At 63.1% G+C, this 19,610-nt stretch carries 13 protein-coding genes and 2 riboswitches; of the genes, 7 read left to right on the forward strand and 6 right to left on the reverse strand.

From position 1 onward, the window contains the following. Positions 1–100: 100 nt before the first annotated feature. The 3 genes from IVB22_RS17095 to IVB22_RS17105 all read right to left on the reverse strand — a co-directional run bounded on the left by IVB22_RS17095 (position 101) and on the right by IVB22_RS17105 (position 6,077). Positions 101–1,231, reverse strand: a complete 1,131-nt coding sequence (locus tag IVB22_RS17095) for a ribonucleotide-diphosphate reductase subunit beta (RefSeq protein ID WP_247518472.1) — start codon at positions 1,229–1,231, stop codon at positions 101–103. Positions 1,232–1,257: 26 nt separating this feature from the next. Next, positions 1,258–4,176, reverse strand: a complete 2,919-nt coding sequence (locus IVB22_RS17100) for a ribonucleoside-diphosphate reductase subunit alpha (RefSeq protein ID WP_247518473.1) — start codon at positions 4,174–4,176, stop codon at positions 1,258–1,260. 114 nt (positions 4,177–4,290) lie between these two features. After that, positions 4,291–4,508, reverse strand: a riboswitch (cobalamin riboswitch). 147 nt (positions 4,509–4,655) lie between these two features. Then, positions 4,656–6,077 (reverse strand): short-chain fatty acyl-CoA regulator family protein, encoded by a 1,422-nt coding sequence (locus IVB22_RS17105; RefSeq protein WP_247518474.1) that lies wholly within the window; start codon positions 6,075–6,077, stop codon positions 4,656–4,658. 135 nt (positions 6,078–6,212) lie between these two features. Between IVB22_RS17105 and IVB22_RS17110 the strand changes: the two genes are divergently transcribed. The 6 genes from IVB22_RS17110 (at position 6,213) to IVB22_RS17135 (ending at position 13,447) form a co-directional block, all read left to right on the forward strand. Beyond that, positions 6,213–6,644: an acyl-CoA thioesterase gene (locus tag IVB22_RS17110; protein ID WP_247518475.1), complete on the forward strand. Its 432-nt coding sequence runs from the start codon at positions 6,213–6,215 to the stop codon at positions 6,642–6,644. Beyond that, complete coding sequence (locus IVB22_RS17115; protein ID WP_247518476.1) at positions 6,641–8,194, forward strand: MmgE/PrpD family protein; 1,554 nt, start codon at positions 6,641–6,643, stop codon at positions 8,192–8,194. The genes IVB22_RS17110 and IVB22_RS17115 overlap by 4 nt, the downstream gene beginning before the upstream one ends. Before the next feature lie 11 nt (positions 8,195–8,205). Beyond that, positions 8,206–9,378 (forward strand): 2-methylcitrate synthase, encoded by a 1,173-nt coding sequence (prpC, locus tag IVB22_RS17120; RefSeq protein ID WP_247518477.1) that lies wholly within the window; start codon positions 8,206–8,208, stop codon positions 9,376–9,378. 10 nt (positions 9,379–9,388) lie between these two features. After that, entirely contained in the window at positions 9,389–10,309 is a 921-nt protein-coding gene (prpB, locus tag IVB22_RS17125; protein WP_247518478.1) for a methylisocitrate lyase, read from the forward strand. Positions 10,310–10,405: 96 nt separating this feature from the next. After that, positions 10,406–10,608, forward strand: a riboswitch (cobalamin riboswitch). A gap of 109 nt (positions 10,609–10,717) precedes the next feature. After that, positions 10,718–13,075: a 5-methyltetrahydropteroyltriglutamate--homocysteine S-methyltransferase gene (gene metE / locus IVB22_RS17130; protein WP_247518479.1), complete on the forward strand. Its 2,358-nt coding sequence runs from the start codon at positions 10,718–10,720 to the stop codon at positions 13,073–13,075. A gap of 174 nt (positions 13,076–13,249) precedes the next feature. Then, positions 13,250–13,447 carry a hypothetical protein gene (locus tag IVB22_RS17135; RefSeq protein WP_247518480.1) on the forward strand — a complete coding sequence of 66 codons (198 nt, stop codon included), beginning with the start codon at positions 13,250–13,252 and terminating at the stop codon, positions 13,445–13,447. 162 nt (positions 13,448–13,609) lie between these two features. Here the strand turns inward: IVB22_RS17135 and ftsH are convergent, their stop codons facing one another. Continuing rightward, positions 13,610–15,532, reverse strand: a complete 1,923-nt coding sequence (gene ftsH / locus IVB22_RS17140; protein WP_247518481.1) for an ATP-dependent zinc metalloprotease FtsH — start codon at positions 15,530–15,532, stop codon at positions 13,610–13,612. A gap of 268 nt (positions 15,533–15,800) precedes the next feature. Next, positions 15,801–16,835, reverse strand: a complete 1,035-nt coding sequence (tilS, locus tag IVB22_RS17145) for a tRNA lysidine(34) synthetase TilS (RefSeq protein WP_247518482.1) — start codon at positions 16,833–16,835, stop codon at positions 15,801–15,803. Between the two features lie 201 nt (positions 16,836–17,036). On the opposite strand from tilS, the gene IVB22_RS17150 reads away from it, so the two are divergent. Further along, positions 17,037–18,305 carry a DUF892 family protein gene (locus IVB22_RS17150; RefSeq protein ID WP_247518483.1) on the forward strand — a complete coding sequence of 423 codons (1,269 nt, stop codon included), beginning with the start codon at positions 17,037–17,039 and terminating at the stop codon, positions 18,303–18,305. A gap of 72 nt (positions 18,306–18,377) precedes the next feature. Here the strand turns inward: IVB22_RS17150 and ybgF are convergent, their stop codons facing one another. Beyond that, on the reverse strand, positions 18,378–19,511 hold the full coding sequence (ybgF, locus tag IVB22_RS17155; protein ID WP_247518484.1) for a tol-pal system protein YbgF: 1,134 nt from the start codon (positions 19,509–19,511) through the stop codon (positions 18,378–18,380). Positions 19,512–19,610: the final 99 nt, after the last annotated feature.

Here is a 19,610-nt window from a genome sequence, read left to right on the forward strand (position 1 = left end):
TCGATAACGCCGTATGGCAGACGCCTGCTTACGCAACTACGTTCGGTGGCTATGGGTCCCTGCGTTCGCAGGGACGACGGGCTGCGGGAGCAGGCCGTCCCTACTCCCAGCTCAGCGCGCCGCCGTTCTGATATTCGATCACCCGTGTCTCGAAGAAGTTCTTCTCCTTCTTCAGATCCATCGCCTCCGACATCCAGGGAAACGGATTCTCGGTTTCGTCGAACACCCGCGCCAGTCCAAGCTGCGCGCAACGGCGGTTGGCGATGAAGTGCATGTAGCTCTCGCACAGCGCTGCATTCAGGCCGAGGAAACCGCGCGGCATGGTGTCCCGCCCGTAGGCCGCCTCCAGTTCGGCCGCCTCGCGCACCATGGCGCGGACCTCGTCCTGAAAGGCTTTCGTCCACAGATGCGGATTCTCGATCTTGATCTGGTTAATGACGTCAATACCGAAGTTCAGATGAATCGATTCATCGCGCAGGATGTACTGGTACTGCTCGGCGATGCCGACCATCTTGTTGCGGCGGCCGAGCGAGAGGATCTGGGCGAACCCCGTATAGAACCACATGCCCTCGAAGATGACGTAGAAGGCGACGAGATCGCGCAGGAACGCCTGGTCGGCTTCCGGCGTCCCGGTCTTGAAATCGGGATCGTCGAGGTGCTGGGTATGCTTCAGCGCCCAGGCCGCCTTGTCGGTGATCGACGGCACCTCGCGATACATGTTGAACAGCTCGCCCTCGTCGAGGCCGAGGCTTTCGACGATGTACTGGAAGGTGTGGGTGTGCACGGCCTCCTCGAAGGACTGCCGCAACAGATATTGCCGGCACTCCGGATTGGTCAAATGGCGGTAGATCGCGAGCACGATGTTGTTGGCGACGAGGCTTTCGGAGGCCGCGAAGAAGCCGAGGTTACGCTTGATGGCGCGGCGCTCGTCTTCCGTCAAGCCGTCGCGCGATTTCCAAAGCGCGATGTCGGCCTGCATCGAGACTTCGGTCGGCATCCAGTGATTGTTGCAGCCGGCGAGATACTTCTCCCATGCCCATTTGTATTTCAGCGGCAGCAGTTGATTGACGTCGGCGCGGCAATTGATCATCCGCTTGTCGTCGACGGATACCCGTCCGCCGCTGCGGTCAATCGTGCCGAGGCCGGTTTGATCGGCCGCAACAGTGATTTGAGCCACCAAGGAAGGCGGCATCTGGCGCGCGGGCGCAGCGGGTTCTGACCAGTCGAGCATTGTCGTTTCCTTCTTTTCTTGTCTGCTTACTGGCAGGCTTCGCATTCGGGATTGTCGATGGAACACGCCACCGCGCCGGACAGGTCCGGCGCCGTGAATGCGGACGGGACGATGATCGGCGTGGCCGCCGACATCACAGGTGCGGCCGCAACGGCGTTGAGCTTGCCGTCGGTGCCCCGGAGCGTGGATTTTTCGACATGCGTTGCGCTGCGCGAGCGCAGGTAATAGGTCGTCTTCAGCCCGCGCGCCCAGGCTAGCCGATAGAGCGCATCGAGCTTCTTGCCGCTAGGATTGGCGATATAGAGATTGAGCGACTGCGACTGGTCGATCCATTTCTGCCGCCGCGAGGCCGCCTCGATCAGCCATGCGCTGTCGATCTCGAAGGCGGTGGCATAGAGCGCCTTGAGGTCGTCGGGAATGCGATCGATGGCGCCAACGCTGCCGTCGAAATATTTGAGGTCGTTGACCATCACCTCGTCCCACAACCCGCGCGCCTTGAGGTCGCGCACCAGAAACTCGTTCACCACGGTGAAGTCGCCGGACATGTTGGATTTGACATAGAGGTTCTGGTAGGCGGGCTCGATCGACTGCGCCACGCCGCAGATGTTCGAAATCGTCGCCGTCGGCGCGATCGCCATCACGTTCGAATTGCGCATGCCGGTAGATTTGACGCGCTCGCGCAAGCGATTCCAGTCGAGCGTGATGCCGCGGTCCATCGCGAGGCCGCCGCGGGCTTCCGCCAGCAGTTCGATCGAATCGATCGGCAAAATGCCCCGGCTCCATAGCGAGCCGTCGAACGACGGATAGCGCCCGCGCTCGCCCGCCAGATCGACCGAGGCCGAGATCGCGTAATATGAGATCATTTCCATGCTGGTATCGGCGAAGGCAACCGCCGCATCGGAAGCCATCGCGATCTGCAGCGCCTGCAGCGCATCCTGGAAGCCCATCAGCCCGAGACCGACCGGGCGGTGCCGCAGGTTGGAGCGGCGCGCTTCCGGGATAGTGTAGAAATTGATGTCGATGACGTTGTCGAGCATCCGCATCGCAATGGTCACGCTGCGCTTCAGCCGCGGCTCATCCAGCCGCCCTTCCCGCACATGGTTGAGCAGATTGATCGAGCCGAGATTGCAGACGGCGGTCTCGTCGTCGGATGTATTGAGCGTGATCTCGGTGCAGAGGTTCGAGGAATGAATCACGCCGGCATGGCGCTGCGGCGAGCGAAGATTGCAGGGGTCCTTGAACGTGATCCAGGGATGCCCGGTCTCGAACAGCATGGTCAACATCTTGCGCCAGAGGTCCGTGGCGCGAACCTGCTTGAACACCCGGATTTCGCCGCGCGCCGCCTTCGCCTCATAGAACGCGTAACGCTCGGCGAACGCGTTGCCGTAAAGGTCGTGCAGGTCGGGCGTCTCGTCCGGCGAGAACAAGGTCCATTCGCCGTCAGCCTCGACGCGCTGCATGAACAGGTCAGGCACCCAGTTCGCGGTGTTCATGTCATGGGTGCGGCGGCGGTCGTCGCCGGTGTTCTTGCGCAGATCCAAAAATTCCTCGATGTCGATATGCCAGGTTTCGAGATAGGCGCAGACCGCGCCCTTGCGTTTTCCGCCCTGGTTGACCGCGATCGCGGTGTCGTTGGCGACTTTGAGGAACGGCACCACGCCCTGGCTCTCGCCATTGGTGCCCTTGATGTGGGCGCCGAGCCCGCGCACGCGGGTCCAGTCGTTGCCGAGTCCGCCGGAATATTTTGCCAGCAGCGCATTGTCCTTGACCGACTTGAAGATGCCGTCGAGATCGTCGGCAACAGTGGTGAGGAAACAGGAAGACAATTGCGGCCGCAGCGTTCCCGAATTGAACAGCGTCGGCGTCGAGGCCATGAAGTCGAACGACGACAGCAAATCGTAGAACTCGATGGCGCGTGCTTCGCGGTCGATCTCGCGCAGCGCAAGGCCCATCGCGACGCGCATGAAGAACGCCTGCGGCAGTTCGATGCGGTTGCCGCGCTCATGCAGGAAATAGCGGTCGTACAGCGTTTGCAGCCCCAGAAACTGAAACGCCAGATCGCGCTCCGGCTTCAACGCAGCGGCGAGCTTTTTCAGGTCGAACCGCGCGAGATCGGGATCGAGCAGTTCGGCCTTGATGCCGGTCTTGATGTAGGCGGGGAAGTATTCGCCGTAGCGCACGGCCATGTCGGCCTGCGAGGCGCTGGTCGGCGCATCAAGCACAAATGACAGCACCTCGGTGCGCAGCTTGTCGAGCAAGAGCCGCGCACTGACATAGGCGTAGTTCGGCTCCTGTTCCACCAGCGTGCGCGCCGCCATCACCGACGCCAGCGCCAGTTCACCCTCGCCGATGCCGTCGTAGAGATTGCGCTGGGTTTCGGTGAGCACGGCAGCGGCGCTGGTGCCCTCGAGACCGGCGCAGGCCTCCTCGATGATCAGCGTCAGGCGCGCGATATCGAGCGGGACCTGCACGCCGCTGGCCAGCGTGACGCGGAGCGAAGGTTCCCCCGACGGCGGAGCGGCGTTGGCCGCTTCCTGTCCGGCACGTTGTCGGGTTCGCTCCTCGCGATACAACACATAGGCGCGCGCGACCTTGTGGTGCTCGCTGCGCATCAAGGCGAGTTCGACCTGGTCCTGCACGTCCTCGATATGAAAGGTACGGCCCTCGCTCATCCGGCGCGACAGCGCGCTGACGACTTCCGAGGTCAGTTGCTCGACGATTTCATGCACGCGGCGGGAGGCGGCGGCGGTGTGGCCCTCGACCGCGAGGAACGCCTTGGTCATCGCGACCGAAATCTTGCTGGCGTCGAATTTCGAAACCGTGCCGTTGCGGCGGATCACCTGCATCGGCAGCGCGCTGTCCTGCGAAGCTGACGATTCGGTACGCAACGCGAGAAAGGGAGCGGCTTTGGCTTCGGGAGAAACGAGTTGAGAAGATTGCGACATCGGCAGACCCCGTAGTGTTGTTGGGGCTGGATGTCTTGGGCGACGCTGCAGTGGGCGCCGGGCGCAAAGCACCGGCATGATTCTGCGAGCGACCGCCGGGACACCCCGCCCGTGGACGTTTTTCGGTGTCGCGGCAGGTCTCCTGGCTCGCAGGTCAGCGTCGTACCCGGTCTTCCCAATGCGTGGCCGCATCAGTGACGTGAAATCGGGAACAACTCACTGCTTACAGTTGCGGGGGCAGCGCCGGACTCTCGCGCGTTCGCGCGATTCACCAGCTTCCCTCTTAGCCACCAGCTGTTGAGGTCTGGCGGACCGTGACATCTACATGTGGTAGTATTCGCGAGGAAGTGTCAATGGGCCGTTAAGATCAATGCCCGCTATTCAAGAAAAAATTATCCGGCCGGTGGATGAGAAGCACGGGAAGCTGATTCTTTCTCCGCGCGAAAGCCCGTTTTCCCCGTTATCCCGGCCGTATCAGCTCATGACGTCGCATAGGGCGCGAAGCGGGACCGCGTTTCGTCGATTCGCAAGGCCCGGCCGACCGGTGGAAACGCGCGCTGCGGACAATCCGGCCGTTCGCACACCTTGCAGCCCATGCCGATCGGCGTCGCCAGTGACGGATCGATCTTGAGGCCCTGCGAATAGACGATTCGCTCCGCATGGCGAACGTCGCATCCCAGCGCGACCGCAAACGTCTTGGCGGGCGCTCCGTAGCCTCCTCTGCCATGCGACACGGTCCGGGCAACCCAGAGATAGGTTCGCTCATCGGGCATCCGCGCCAGCTGCGTCAGGATACGCCCCGGGCTGGCGAAGGCCTCATAAACGTTCCACAGCGGACAGGTCCCGCCGACCCGTGAAAAATGGAAATCGGTCGCCGATTGGCGCTTCGATATGTTTCCGGCGCGATCGACGCGGATGAAGAAGAACGGCACGCCCCGCGCGTTGTGGCGCTGCAGGGTGCTCAGCCGGTGACAGATCGTTTCAAAACCCACGCCGAACCGGTGACTGAGCAACTCGATGTCGTAACGGCACCGCTCCGCCTCGGCCAGGAAAGCGGAGTAAGGCAAAATCAGCGCACCGGCGAAATAGTTCGCGAGCCCGATGCGGGCGAGCCCGCGCGATTCGTCGCTGCTGAACTTTGCCTTGTCGACGATTGCGCGGATCGCCTCGTCCAGTTCCAGAATGGCGATCTGCGTCGCGAGCTGAAACGCCTGCTGGCCGGGATCAAGGCTCGGCGATAGCCGCAGCGTTCGTGTGCGGCCATCGAACATGCGCTGCGTTCCCGATCCCAGCTCGTCAATCGCGTCGATCAGGACAGTCACGCCGTGCCGGCTTTCGAGATACGACACCAGGCTTGGCGTCATCCGCCCGATAGGTAACTCCATGCGGCCGGCGATCGCTTCCGCCGCATCGTCGAGCTCGGCAATGTGGTTGTGCTGCAGATAGAAGAAGTCGCGGACTTCCTCGAACGGCGTGGACGGCAGAACCGCCGCTGCGGCCTGACGGTCGTCGCCGAGCCGCGCGGAGATTGCCTCATACTGCTCGGCGGCGTGGCGATATTTGCGGTTGAGATTGACCAGCGCGCGCCCGACCGCGGGCATGTTCTGCGCGAGTTCGCGAAGTTCAGCGACCGCGATCGACTCTCCCAGTGAAGGGTCCGCCAGCGCTTCGCGGAGGTCCGAGATCAGGCGCGCCTCGTCGCCCTCGGCGAATGACTGCACGTCAAGGCCGAACACCGAATTGAGCGCCAGCAGCACCGGTACCGTGAGCGGACGCTGATTGTTTTCCAGTTGGTTGAGGTAGCTGAGCGAGATCCCGAGTTTGCCGGCAAGTGCCGCCTGCGTCAGGCGCTGCTCCTCACGCAGTCTTTTCAACCGCACGCCCATGAAGGTCTTTTTCATCGCATCACCTTCGCAAACTTTGCAAATCGACCAGGTTTTCTTCGCAATATTATGCTTTTTCAGCCATTTCGACGGTGCATTTTTGTAGATATTGCGAAGTCGCGAGGAAATAACAAGTCGTCCGGAGCAGGAAAAATGCATTCAGCGGCGTCGCCCAACCTCCATCCGGACGAGACCCGGTTCGTGGAGATGGTGTTTCCGGAGCAGGCCAATCACTACGGCACGCTGTTCGGCGGCCATGCGCTGAGCCTGATGGGCAAGGCGGCATTCGTCACGGCAACGCGGCACGCCCGCCAGAGCGTTGTGATGGCGACCTCGGACAGAATCGAATTTCACGAGCCCGTCCATGTCGGCGAACTCGTCGAGCTCGTTGCGCAGGTCGTACGCGTCGGCCGCAGCTCGATGACGGTTGCTGTCGACATGATCCGCGAAGACTTGATCACCGGCCGGCGGAAATCCGCGGTGCGCGGAACGTTCGAGATGGTCGCGGTGAACGAATTCGGCCGTCCGGTCCCGATCGCGCAACCAACCATAACCGATCCAATCCAGAAGGAAGCTGCGTCTTGAAACAGCATAGCGTTCGTACGTTCAAATCGGCCGACCATCTCGCGCGCGCCGGGCAACTGGCCTGGAAGATCGCCGAGGTCGCTGCCGACCCCGTCATGGTCGAGAGCGATGTGGTGGAAATGCTGGGCAACCGCATCATCGACAACGCCGCTGTCGCTGCCGCCTCGGTCGCGCGGCGTCCCGTGGTCAGTGCGCGAGCGCAAGCCGAGGCGCATCCGTTCCAGCCGGGAGCCACCGTGTTCGGGTTGACACGATCGCAGCGGATTTCGCCGGAATGGGCCGCCTGGGCCAACGGCGTCGCCGTCCGCGAACTCGATTTCCACGACACATTCCTCGCCGCGGACTATTCACATCCCGGCGACAACATTCCGCCGGTGCTGGCTGTCGCCCAGCATTGCGGGCTGACGGGCGCGGACCTCGTTCGCGGGCTGGCGGCGGCTTACGAAATCCAGGTCGATCTCGTGAAGGGCATCTGCCTGCACGAGCACAAGATCGATCACATCGCCCATCTCGGCCCGTCTGCTTCCGCCGGGATCGGCGCGCTGCTCGGTTTGCCTGTCGAGATGATCTATCAGGCCGTTCAGCAGGCGCTCCACGTCACCACGACCACGCGGCAGTCGCGCAAGGGCGAGATTTCGAGCTGGAAAGCCTATGCGCCGGCCTTCGCGGGCAAGATGGCGATTGAAGCCGTCGATCGCGTGATGCGCGGCGAAGGCGCGCCGTCACCCGCCTATGAGGGCGAGGACGGCTTCATCGCCTGGCTGCTCGGCGGCCCCGGCGCGGAATACACGGTGCCGTTGCCGGAAAATGGCGAACCCAAGCGCGCCATTCTCGACACCTACACCAAGGAACACTCGGCCGAATATCAGAGCCAGGCCCTGATCGACCTCGCACGCCGGCTGGGACCGAAGATCGGCGATCTCTCGAAAATCGAAAGCATCCTCATCCACACCAGCCATCACACCCACTACGTCATCGGCACCGGCGCCAACGATCCGCAGAAGATGGACCCGAAGGCGAGCCGCGAAACGCTCGACCATTCGATCATGTATATTTTCGCGGTCGCGCTCGAAGACGGCGGCTGGCATCACGAGCGATCCTATGCGCCCGAGCGTGCGGGCCGCGAAGCGACGATCGCGCTGTGGCGCAAGATCTCGACGGTCGAAGATCCCGCATGGACCCGCCGCTACCACAGCCACGACCCGAAGGAAAAAGCGTTCGGCGGCCGTGTCGTCGTGAAGCTAAAGGGCGGCTCTGTCATCAGCGACGAAATTGCGCTGGCTGATGCGCATCCGCTGGGAGCCCGCCCATTCAAGCGGCCGGACTATATCAGGAAATTCCGCAACCTGGCGGAAGGCGTGATCGCCGCGACTGAGCAGGATCGCTTCATCGCAACGGTGGAAAAGCTGGCCTTGCTGAAGTCAGGCGAACTGACCGACCTCACCTTCACGGTCGATCCAAAATTCCTCGGCAGCACATCGACGCACGGCATCTTCGACTGGCGTGACGCCAACCCGGTTGCGGTCCAGCGCGCCGCCGGCAATCGATAAGGGAGATTGAGATGACGGACATCAAGCCTTCGCCTAAGAAATCGGTCGCGCTATCAGGCGTGATCGCCGGCGACACCGCGCTGTGCACGGTCGGCCGCACCGGAAACGACCTGCATTACCGCGGCTACGACATTCTTGACGTCGCTGAAAGCTGCGAATTCGAGGAAATCGCGTATCTCCTCGTTCACGGCAGCCTGCCCACTTTGTCGGAGCTTCGAAACTACAAGGCCAAGCTGAAGGCGCTGCGTGGCTTGCCGCTCGCGGTGTTGCAGACGCTGGAATTGCTGCCCGCCGCCGCGCATCCGATGGACGTCCTGAGAAGCGGGGTTTCCGCACTCGGCTGCATCCTGCCGGAGGCCCATGACCACAATCAGCCCGGAGCGCGCGACATTGCCGATCGGCTAATGGCCTCGCTTGGATCGATGCTGCTCTACTGGCACCACTACGCCCATCACGGCCGGCGGATCGACGTCGAAACCGATGACGATTCGATCGGCTCGCACTTTCTTCATCTGCTCCATGGCAGGAAGCCGCCGCCATCGCACGAGCGCGCGATGCATACGTCGCTGATCCTCTATGCAGAGCATGAGTACAACGCCTCGACCTTCACCGCGCGCTCGATCGCGGGCACCGGCTCGGACCTCTATTCCGCGATAACAGGCGCGATCGGCGCGCTGCGCGGGCCGAAGCATGGCGGCGCCAACGAGATCGCGTTCGAAGTGCAGAAGCGCTACGGCGATACGGAAGAAGCGGAGGCCGATATCCGCCGCAGGGTCGCAGCCAGGGAGGTCGTGATCGGCTTCGGCCACCCGGTCTACACGATCGCAGACCCGCGCAACAAGGTGATCAAGGAAGTCGCGCGCCGCCTCAGCATCGAGGGCGAAAGCACCCGGATGTTCGAAATCGCCGATCGGATCGAGGCCGTCATGGCCGATGCCAAGAAGATGTTCGCCAATCTCGACTGGTTCAGCGCGGTCTCCTACCACGCGATGGGGGTGCCGACCGCGATGTTCACGCCGCTGTTCGTGATTTCCCGAACGTCGGGGTGGGCGGCGCATGTGATGGAGCAGCGCATCAACAACAAGATCATCCGTCCGGCCGCAAACTATGTCGGCCCGGAGAACCTGAAGTTCGTGCCGCTGCATGAGCGTGGCAAGGCGACCATCGCCCCACGCGCCGCGTAAGGAAGCAACAATGGTATATCTCATCGGCACCAACGTAGCCGACAAGCCGGCCGGGGCTCGCTTTCGCGATCTCCTGGACAGACCGGGCATTCTCCAGATGCCGGGCACGCATAACGGCATGGCCGCGCTGCAGGCGCACGACGCCGGCTTTTCCGCGCTGTATCTGTCGGGCGCGGCGATGACGGCTTCGATGGGCCTGCCCGATCTCGGCATCATCACGATCGAGGAAGTTGCCTTCTTCATCCGCCAGGTGGCGCGCGCCAGCGGCCTGCCGGTTCTGGTCGATGGCGACACCGGCTACGGCGAAGCGCTCAATGTCATGAACATGGTGCGCACTTTCGAGGATGCCGGTGCTGCGGCCGTTCACATCGAGGACCAGCTGCTTCCGAAAAAATGCGGTCACCTCAACGACAAGAAGCTGGCGGATGCACGCGACATGGCAGCCAAGGTCGCCGCCGCCGCAAAGGCGCGGCGTCATCTCTATCTGATCGCGAGAACCGACGCCGCGGCGAGCGAAGGCATGGACGGCGCGGTGGCGCGTGCAAAGCTTTATCTGGAAGCGGGAGCGGACGCGATCTTCCCGGAAGCGATGATTTCGCGGGAGATGTTTCAGGAGTTCGCCAGGCGCGTTCCCGGCGTTCCGCTGCTGGCGAACATGACGGAGTTCGGCAAGACGCCATTTTTTACCGCATCCGAGTTCGAGGCCATGGGCTACCGCATGGTGATCTGGCCGGTGTCGTCGCTCCGCGTCGCCAACAAGGCCCAGCAGGCTCTGTTCGCCGCCCTCAAGCGCGACGGCAGTACCTGCAACATGATCGACCAGATGCAGACGCGCGCCGAACTCTACGCCACGATCGGGCTGCACGAATACGAGGCGCTCGACGCCTCCATCGTCAAAACCATCGTCCCCACGGTCATGCCCGGGAGGTGAAGCTGTTCCGCTATCTTGCTGGCCGAAATGGAATTCATTGAAAAGGCAATGCGGGCGACGCCACCCGATCTCGTATTGACTGAGATCGCCGTTGACCTTAACTGAACCCGTCGTGGTTCTTCGGGCTCGTTCGGTCCGAAGCTAAGAGGGAAGCCGGTGCAAAGCCGGAGCTGCCCCCGCAACTGTAAGCGGCGAGCCGCTGTCCAACAAAGTCACTGAGACCTTACGTGGTTTCGGGAAGGCCGGACAGCAGCATTGACCCGCGAGCCAGGAGACCTGCCTCGACAACATAAACGTCCTCGGGCGGGGTGTCCCGGTGGTGCGGTTGCGATTCCGCGCGCCTTTTGTCGCCTTCGGAATCCAGACGTGTCACTTTGGCCTTTGCCCCCAACATTTTGGGGTTAAGCCATGTCTACATCTATAATCTCCACTTCCTCGCTTCCCGTTGCCTCCCTCGGCACGCCACGTATCGGCCCGCGCCGCGAGCTGAAATTCGCGCTGGAAAGTTTCTGGTCGGGCGCGTCAGACGAGAAGGCGCTGATCGAGACCGGCGCCGGCCTTCGCGCCGCCAACTGGGCGCGTCAGAAAAAACTCGGCGTCAGCGTGATCCCGTCGAACGATTTCTCGTTCTACGACCAGATGCTGGACACTTCAGTGATGGTCGGCGCGATCCCAGACATCTATCGCTGGAACGGCGGCCCGGTCCCGCTCGCGACCTATTTCGCGATGGCCCGCGGCGCGCAAGGCAAAACGCATGATGCGAACTGCGGCCATATCAATCACGGGCACGACGCCGCGCACGGCGTACCGGCGCTGGAAATGACAAAATGGTTCGACACCAACTACCACTACATGGTGCCCGAACTGGCGAGGGATCAGCAGTTCACCCTCGCCTCGCGCAAGCCGATCGAGGAATACGAGGAGGCCAAAGCGCTGGGCTATCAGACCCGCCCTGTGCTCGTCGGCCCGGTGACGTTTCTCAAACTCGCCAAGAGCAAGGACGCCGGCTTCAATCCCCTGTCGCTGCTCGATCGGCTGCTGCCGGTTTACATCGAGGTGCTGCGCGAACTGACCTACCGCGGCGCCGAATGGGTACAGATCGACGAGCCATGTCTCGTGCTCGACCTCGATATCGTCGCCCAGCAGGCGCTGCATTACGCCTATACGGAGATCGCCAACGCGGTGCCGCAGCTCAAGGTCATGCTCGCGACTTATTTCGGCGGGCTGGGCGGCAACCGCGGTACCGCGCTGGCGCTGCCCGTCGCCGGCCTGCATCTCGATCTGGTGCGCGCGCCTGAACAGATCGACGGCCTCGGCGATTTTCATGGCAACCGCGTGCTGTCGCTCGGCATCATCGACGGCCGTAACATCTGGCGCGCGGATTTGAGCCGGATCCTAGACCGGCTAGAACCTGTGATCGCGAAACTCGGCAAGGCGCGTGTGCAGATCGCCCCCTCCTGCTCGCTGCTGCATGTCCCGATCGATCTGGCGCTGGAAACAGGGTTCGATTCCGAAGTCAAAAGCTGGCTGGCGTTCTCGGTTCAGAAGCTCGAGGAGCTGACCACGCTCGGGACGGCGCTCGCCGGCGGACGCGGGAGCGTCGCAGCTGCCCTGCGCACTTCGGACGAGGCGGCCGCCGCCCGCAAGGCTTCGCCGCGGATTCACGATGCGAAGGTCGCGGCGCGCATCGCCGGCATCGACGACGCCATGCGCCGCCGCGCCAGCGTGTTCACTGAGCGTGTCGGCGTGCAGCGCGAGCGCTTCAACCTGCCGGCGTTCCCGACCACGACCATCGGCTCGTTTCCGCAGACGGCTGAAGTCAGGAAAGCGCGCGCCGCGCACGCCAGCGGTGCCCTGACAGATGAAGTCTACAAGGTTTATTTGCAGGACCAGACGGCCCGTGCGGTGCAGTGGCAGGAAACCATCGGTCTCGACGTGCTCGTGCATGGCGAGTTCGAACGCAACGACATGGTGCAGTATTTCGGCGAGCAGCTCGCGGGCTTCGCCTTCACCACGCACGGCTGGGTGCAATCCTACGGATCGCGCTATGTCCGTCCGCCGGTGCTGTTCGGCGACGTCTCGCGCCCGAGCGCCATGACGGTCGAGTGGTGGCAATACGCCCAATCGCTGACGAAAAAGCCGATGAAAGCGATGCTGACCGGTCCCGTTACCATCCTGAACTGGTCGTTCGTCCGCGACGATATTGCGCGCAGCGAGGCCTGCCGGCAGATCGCGCTTGCGATCCGCGACGAGGTCGCCGATCTCGAGGCTGCCGGCGCCGGCATGATCCAGATCGACGAGGCGGCGCTGCGGGAAGGCTTGCCGCTGCGCAAATCCGAATGGAAGGGCTATCTGGACTGGGCCGTCGACGCCTTCCGCCTCTGCTCCTCCGGCGTCCGCGACGAGACCCAGATCCACACCCACATGTGTTACTCGGAGTTCAACGACATCATCAACGCGATCGGCGCGATGGACGCCGACGTGATATCGATCGAGACCTCGCGTTCGAAAATGGAGTTGCTCGACGCGTTCAGGGACTACCGCTATCCGAACGAAATCGGCCCCGGCGTCTACGACATCCATTCGCCGCGCGTGCCCGAGATCGAAGAGATGACCGCCCTGCTCAAGCTGGCGCGGATGCGGCTCTCCGACGCCCAGATCTGGATCAATCCGGATTGCGGATTAAAGACCCGCAAATGGGAGGAGGTGCGGCCCGCGCTCGTCAACATGGTAGCGGCGGCTCGCGAATTGCGGGCATCGGCCTAGCGCGAGACGGACCCGGTCTCTAGGCCTCGTAGGGTGGGCAAAGGCGCACTTAGCGCCGTGCCCACCATCTTTCCGAGATGGTCAGCGTCAATGGTGGGCACGCTTCGCTTTGCCCACCCTACACTTTGCCGCGACTATCTTTATGATCACCGCGAAAGATCGAAGGAGACTGCGATGCGCTTCTGGATTCAATGCACGAGGTTCGAGACAGGGCAACCCATCCACATCAATATCGCGCTCGTCGGCAGCATGTCACGCGACGACGAGCGCACTGTTCTTGCCTTTGTCGGAGGCGACGGGGAGACGATCGAAGTGGTAGAGACGCCGGAGCATATCCTGGCCGTGCATCTCGGCGCTCCGGCGAAGGCATAATTCGCCTCGTGGCGGCAACCACGTCATTGCGAGCGAAGCGAAGCAATCCATTCTGTCCCGTCGCTGTGAGATGGATTGCTTCGCTCCGCTCGCAATGACGACAGCGCAGACAAAAAAACGCGGCGTTTCCGCCGCGTTTCTTGTTCAACATCTAATCCGCTCTTACGCCTGCGGCTGCGGCTCCAGACCCGGGTCCGGATCGGGACGCGGGCGCGGCTTGCCGGCGGGCGGCACGGCGGAGGCGCGCGGCGTGCTCGGCTCCAGCACCGACTCGCGGTTGGGCTTCTTGCCCTTCAGGAGGTCGATGATCTCGTCGCCGCTCAGCGTCTCGAATTCGAGCAGGCCCTTGGCCAGCGCCTCGAGGTCCTCGCGCTTCTCGGTGAGGATTTTCGTGGCCTCGTTGTAGCCTTCCTCGACCAAACGCCGGATCTCGGAGTCGATCTTCTGGACGGTCGCTTCGGATGCGTTCTGCGTGCGCGACACCGACATGCCCAGAAATACCTCGTCCTGGTTTTCGCCATAGGACACGGTGCCGAGTTCTTCCGACAGGCCCCAGCGCGTCACCATCATGCGCGCCAGACGCGTCGCCTGTTCGATGTCGGAAGCCGCCCCCGAGGTTACCTTCTCGCGGCCGAAGATCAGCTCTTCCGCGACACGGCCGCCCATCATGATCGCGAGCCGCGAGGTCATCTGCTCGAGCGACATCGACAGCTTGTCGCGCTCGGGCAACTGCATCACCATGCCGAGCGCGCGTCCACGCGGGATGATCGTGGCCTTGTGGATCGGATCGGTCGCGACGACGTTGAGGCCGACGATGGCATGGCCGCCCTCGTGAAAGGCCGTCAGCAACTTCTCTTCCTCGGTCATGACGAGCGACTTGCGCTCGGCGCCCATCATCACCTTGTCTTTGGCTTCCTCGAACTCGGCCTGCGTCACCATGCGCTTGTTGCGGCGGGCTGCGGTCAGCGCGGCCTCGTTCACGAGGTTCATCAGGTCGGCGCCGGAGAAGCCCGGCGTGCCGCGTGCGATGGTCTTGAGGTTGATATCCGGCGCCAGCGGCACCTTGCGGACGTGAACCTTGAGGATCTGCTCGCGACCGACGACGTCCGGATTCGGCACCACCACCTGGCGGTCGAAACGGCCGGGACGCAGCAGCGCGGGATCCAGCACGTCGGGACGGTTGGTCGCCGCGATCAGGATTACGCCTTCGTTGGCTTCGAAGCCGTCCATCTCGACCAGCAACTGGTTGAGCGTCTGTTCGCGCTCGTCATTGCCACCGCCCAAGCCTGCGCCGCGATGACGGCCGACCGCATCGATTTCGTCGATGAAGATGATGCAGGGCGCGTTCTTCTTGGCTTGCTCGAACATGTCACGGACGCGGCTGGCGCCGACGCCGACGAACATTTCGACAAAGTCCGAACCCGAGATCGTGAAGAACGGCACGTTGGCTTCGCCCGCGACCGCACGCGCGATCAGCGTCTTGCCGGTACCGGGAGGGCCGACCAGCAGCACGCCACGCGGAATCCGTCCGCCGAGCCGTTGGAATTTTCCGGGGTCGCGCAGGAATTCGACGATCTCCTGCAGGTCCTGCTTGGCTTCGTCGACACCGGCGACGTCCTCGAAGGTGACGCGGCCATGGGCCTCCGTCAGCATCTTGGCGCGCGACTTGCCAAAGCCCATCGCCTTGCCGGCGCCGCCCTGCATCTGGCGCGACAGGAAGATCCACACGCCGATCAGCGCGATGAAGGGCAGCCAGGAGACCAGCAGCGAGACGAACCACGGCACGTTGTCGCCCGGCGGCTTCGCGGTGATCGAGACCTTGCCGTCATAGAGGCGCTTCACCAGCGTCGGATCGTTCGGCGCATAGGTCTGGAAAGAGGAGCCGTTGGTAAAGGTGCCGTGGATATCCGGCCCCTGGATCACGACGTCGCGAACGCGGTTCTGGTCGACCTCGCTCAACAGCTGCGAAAACGAGATGTCCTGCGAGGACGTGCGCTGACCCGGATTCTGGAAGAGCGTGAACAATGCCAACAGCAGCAAGACAATAATAACCCAGAGGGCGAAGTTGCGCAGATTGGCGTTCATTGATCTTCCTTCGTGGTCGCGCGGATCGCGGCCTTATGTCCTTGGCAGTAACCCTAGAGTATTCCTTGGGTAGTGTGGCGAGATTCCCCGGTCCACTGCATCCCAATTTAGGTGGCGCCCGGGTCAATGCCAAGGGAACCACACGGGACTATTTAACGCATCTTAACGCGATTCCCGGTCAAAAAATGACGCAAAAACCGAGGTTTCTCCGAGGTGGTTAAGGCTCGCCGGTCCCGATATCGCGGATATCGGTATATGGGGATGCTTCTCAGGCACGGCTACCCCGTCGCGGCGGTGCTGAATCGACATGAATTCGACCCTTCGTCAAGCTGATCGCCGCCCCGGCCAGCGTTTGTTTCAGCCTTGTCTGCCTCCCGCCATTCGCAATGGCCCGGTCCAGCACCGCCAGCAGCGCTTCGACCTTGCCGAGTTCCGCAGACCCTTCGTGACCGGCGCGGTCAATCGCGCGCTTGAGCAGCCGAAGCCGGATTTCCTCTGGCAGACCGGCAAACGCTCCTGCATCGAATCCGAAGCGCGAGGCATCATCGCGATCTCTCAAGGCGAGATAGCGCTCGGCGCCGTCGGCCAGCACTTCAATCGCGGCATTCGCCCGCGCCAGCCTCGTTGCCAGCCGCGCCAGGTTTCGGCTGTCGCCGCCCTCCCCGGCCAGAGCCGGCATCAGCGCGCGCAGCCGCGGCCGCGTGAAGCTCATGTCCCGATTGGTGGGATCGTCGGCAAAGACGATCTTCGCCTTGCTCAGCGTCGCAACGAGCCGGGATTTCGGAACGTCGAGCAACGGCCGCGACAGCCACACGCCCTCGCGCTCGGTCTCGCGCGCCATCGCCGCGAGACCGGCGATGCCGCTGCCGCGCAGCATCCGCATCAACAGCGTCTCGGCCTGGTCGTCACGGGTATGCGCGGTGAGGATGTGCGTCGCGCCGTTCGCCCGCGCGGCTTTCGCCAACAGCTGATAGCGCGCCGCGCGGGCTGCGGCCGGTAATCCCGTTTTCGGCTTGGCGCCGATCCAGCGCAGCGTGCGGTGGGGCAGATCGAGCGTGCGGGCATGGCGCTTGACGTCACGCGCCTCGCGAGCTGCCTCAGGGCGCAAACCGTGATCGACAGTCACGGCGATCAAGCGCGGCCCGCGCGAAAGCGCACCGCGCCAGCGGGCGGCAAGCCACATCAGGGCAAGGGAATCGGGACCGCCGGATACCGCCAGCACGAGCGCGGGCGCGGCCTTCCAATGTGCGAACAGATCCTTCGCTTGCTGGACTGAGATCGGGGACTGGTCGGGATCGGGCATGGCTCGGCCGGCGCAATGGGAACGCCTATGTTTGGAGCCATCCGCCGACGATCGCAAGGCGCTGGCAACCCCATCAACCGCTGCATGAGACCAGTTCCGATTGAGCCGGAGCACAGCCTATGCCCCAGACGGTTTAGTTTAGGAACAAAGCATGGAGCGTTGCCGTTCGGGACTCATCATCCCAACCTTCGAGGCCATCCCATGTATCACCACGTCAAGAAACTGATGTTCACCGTACGCGTCGATGAACCCGACCCGCGCTTTGGCACCATGCTCCTTGAACAGTTCGGCGGCGCCAATGGCGAATTGGCGGCCGCGATGCAGTATTCGATTCAGGGGCTCAATTGTGAGGATCCGGACCGCAAGGACCTGTTGATGGACATCGGCACCGAGGAACTGAGTCATCTTGAAATCGTCGGCACGCTGGCGCGCATGCACCTCAAGCCGATGAAGTTCGACCGTCAGGCGGCCGAAGCCGATCCGCTCATCGCGATTGCGGGTGGCGGCGGGGTAAATCTGTTCAATTCGCAAGGCAACGCCTGGACCGCCGATTATCTGAAGATCACCGGCGAACTCGACGTCGACCTGCGCAGCAACATCGCGGCCGAGGCGCGGGCCAAGATCGTCTACGAGCGGCTGATCAATTTCTGCGACGACGCCGGCACCAAGGACGCCCTGCAGTTCCTGATGACCCGGGAAATCACCCACATGAAGGCGTTCTCGCTGGCGCTTGAAAGCATGAGCAAGCCGGCCTTCAGCATCGGCCGCATCGCACCGACGCCGGGATTGGTCGACCAGTTCTTCAATGATTCCACCGGAACCGGTGAGCATGGCGAGATCGACACCCGCGGGCCCTGGAACGAAGGCAACGGCTGGGTATTCACGGAATCGCCGGCCATTCAGGCCGAGCCGGGCGTCGCCAGCGCCCTTATCACGGAGAGCTCGCCGCCGGCCGACGAGGCTGGTCTGAACGATCTGTTGATCGATGAACTCCGCGACATCCTGCATGCGGAAAAGCAACTGACCAAGGCGCTGCCGAAAATGGCCGAGGCGGCGCGCTTCGATCAGCTGCGCGAGCTGTTCGAGCAACATCTGATCGAGACCGAAAACCAGATCGAGCGCATCGACGAGTGCTTCGAACTACTCGGCAAGACAGCCCGCGCGAAACCCTGCAAGGGAATGATGGGGCTGATCGAAGAAGGCCAGGAGGTCATGGCCGAAGGCGAGGAAAAGGAAGACGCCGCGGCCGACCTCGCGCTGATCGGCGCGGCGCAACGCGTCGAACATTACGAGATGTCGGCCTATACGACGGCGAAAAACCTCGCCCAGCAACTGCGCCACAGCGCAATCGTCGCTCTGTTGTCGAAGTCGCTGGGTGAAGAGGAGAACTCGGATCAGCTTCTCAACCAGGTGGCGCGATCGCTGATGTCAGTGGCAAGGATGCCGGCTGCGATCGAGCAGGCGGAATAAATCGCTGCGATACGCTCTTGCGGTCCACCATGGGCCGCAAGAGAAATCAGCGCCAATCGTCGACAAGGCAGATCAGCACTTAACCCGCTTCTGCTCACGATCGACGGCGGCTTTGACGCCGGCAGACGCGCGCGGGTATTTCCGCGTCACCTCGCCGAGCGCCGCGCAGGCGGCTTCCTTTTCCTTCAGCGCCGCCAGCGACTGGCCGAGCCGCAGCAGGGCGTCGGGCGCCTTGCCCGACTTGTCGAACTTGGTGGTCACGCCGAGGAACGCCTCGGCGGCGTCGCGATATTGCTGGCGTTGAAAGTAGCTTTCGCCGAGCCAGTATTGCGAATCCGCAATCAGCGGATCGCTCGGATATTTCTGCGCAAAGTTCTTCATCGTCTCTTCGGCCAGCGCATAGTCCTTGCGCTGCATGTAGCCGATGCCGAGATCGAATTCGTCCTTCGACGTGGCCGAGGGCGGCAGCGTGGTCAGCGCGGCGCTGGCGCCGGGCCCGGGGCCGCGCGGTGGCGGTGCAGCTGCAGCGGGCGGCGGCAAGGCGCCACCGGGATCGCGCGGACCGCCGAGATTGAGCGGTTCGCCCGGACCGCGCCCGCCCGGCGCGCCGGCTGCCGCTTCGCTCGACATCGGCATCTGACCACCGCCGAGCGCCCGCGGCGCCCCGGGAGCGTTGGGATTCTGGCTCGGGTCGAAGGCATCACCGCGACGGCGGCCGCCGGCCTGCGGGGCTGCCGGATCCTGTGCGATTGGCGCGGGCGAGGCGATCTGCGGTTGCTGGTCGTAGCCGGGTTGTGCCGATGGATAGCCCTGCTGCTGGCGAGCCCCCTGCTGTGGATAGGCCTGCTGGCCCTGTGACGGGCCGGGCTGAACCGCAGGCGGAGCCGCGGCCACGCCGGGCTGTGTCATCGGCGGCTGGCCACCCGGTACGGGCGGTGCGGCGCCGAGCTGACGCAGCCGATCCTCAAGCTGGCGGTTACGGTACTGCAGTTCCTCGTTCTGGCCGGTCAGTTGCCGGAGCTGGTTTTCCAGCCGCTGGATCCGCATTTCCATGTCGGCATCGTCAGACTGCGGCTGGACTTGTGGAGAGCCTTGCGGAGAACGTTCCCACGGGAACGTGATCTGTGCGGATGAGGGCTGCACAGACAAAACCAGCATCGTGGCGATCGCCGCGGCACCGGCAGCATTGAGGAATCTGGATGACATTTTGCCCTGACGACGAAAATCACGTGTCAAACGAAAGCAGAACACATTGAGAGAGCGAGTACGCCAGAATTGTGACTGGCATTTCCGATTCGGTTCGCG

Source organism: Bradyrhizobium sp. 190, from assembly GCF_023073415.1.
Taxonomy (GTDB): Bacteria; Pseudomonadota; Alphaproteobacteria; order Rhizobiales; family Xanthobacteraceae; genus Bradyrhizobium.

Coding starts and splice junctions, on each gene's coding strand:
- IVB22_RS17095 (WP_247518472.1), bottom strand. CDS start 1,231: ATGCTCGACTGGTCAGAACCCGCTGCGCCCGCGCGCCAGATGCCGCCT.
- IVB22_RS17100 (WP_247518473.1), bottom strand. CDS start 4,176: ATGTCGCAATCTTCTCAACTCGTTTCTCCCGAAGCCAAAGCCGCTCCC.
- IVB22_RS17105 (WP_247518474.1), bottom strand. CDS start 6,077: ATGAAAAAGACCTTCATGGGCGTGCGGTTGAAAAGACTGCGTGAGGAG.
- IVB22_RS17110 (WP_247518475.1), top strand. CDS start 6,213: ATGCATTCAGCGGCGTCGCCCAACCTCCATCCGGACGAGACCCGGTTC.
- prpC (WP_247518477.1), top strand. CDS start 8,206: ATGACGGACATCAAGCCTTCGCCTAAGAAATCGGTCGCGCTATCAGGC.
- prpB (WP_247518478.1), top strand. CDS start 9,389: ATGGTATATCTCATCGGCACCAACGTAGCCGACAAGCCGGCCGGGGCT.
- metE (WP_247518479.1), top strand. CDS start 10,718: ATGTCTACATCTATAATCTCCACTTCCTCGCTTCCCGTTGCCTCCCTC.
- IVB22_RS17135 (WP_247518480.1), top strand. CDS start 13,250: ATGCGCTTCTGGATTCAATGCACGAGGTTCGAGACAGGGCAACCCATC.
- ftsH (WP_247518481.1), bottom strand. CDS start 15,532: ATGAACGCCAATCTGCGCAACTTCGCCCTCTGGGTTATTATTGTCTTG.
- tilS (WP_247518482.1), bottom strand. CDS start 16,835: ATGCCCGATCCCGACCAGTCCCCGATCTCAGTCCAGCAAGCGAAGGAT.
- IVB22_RS17150 (WP_247518483.1), top strand. CDS start 17,037: ATGTATCACCACGTCAAGAAACTGATGTTCACCGTACGCGTCGATGAA.
- ybgF (WP_247518484.1), bottom strand. CDS start 19,511: ATGTCATCCAGATTCCTCAATGCTGCCGGTGCCGCGGCGATCGCCACG.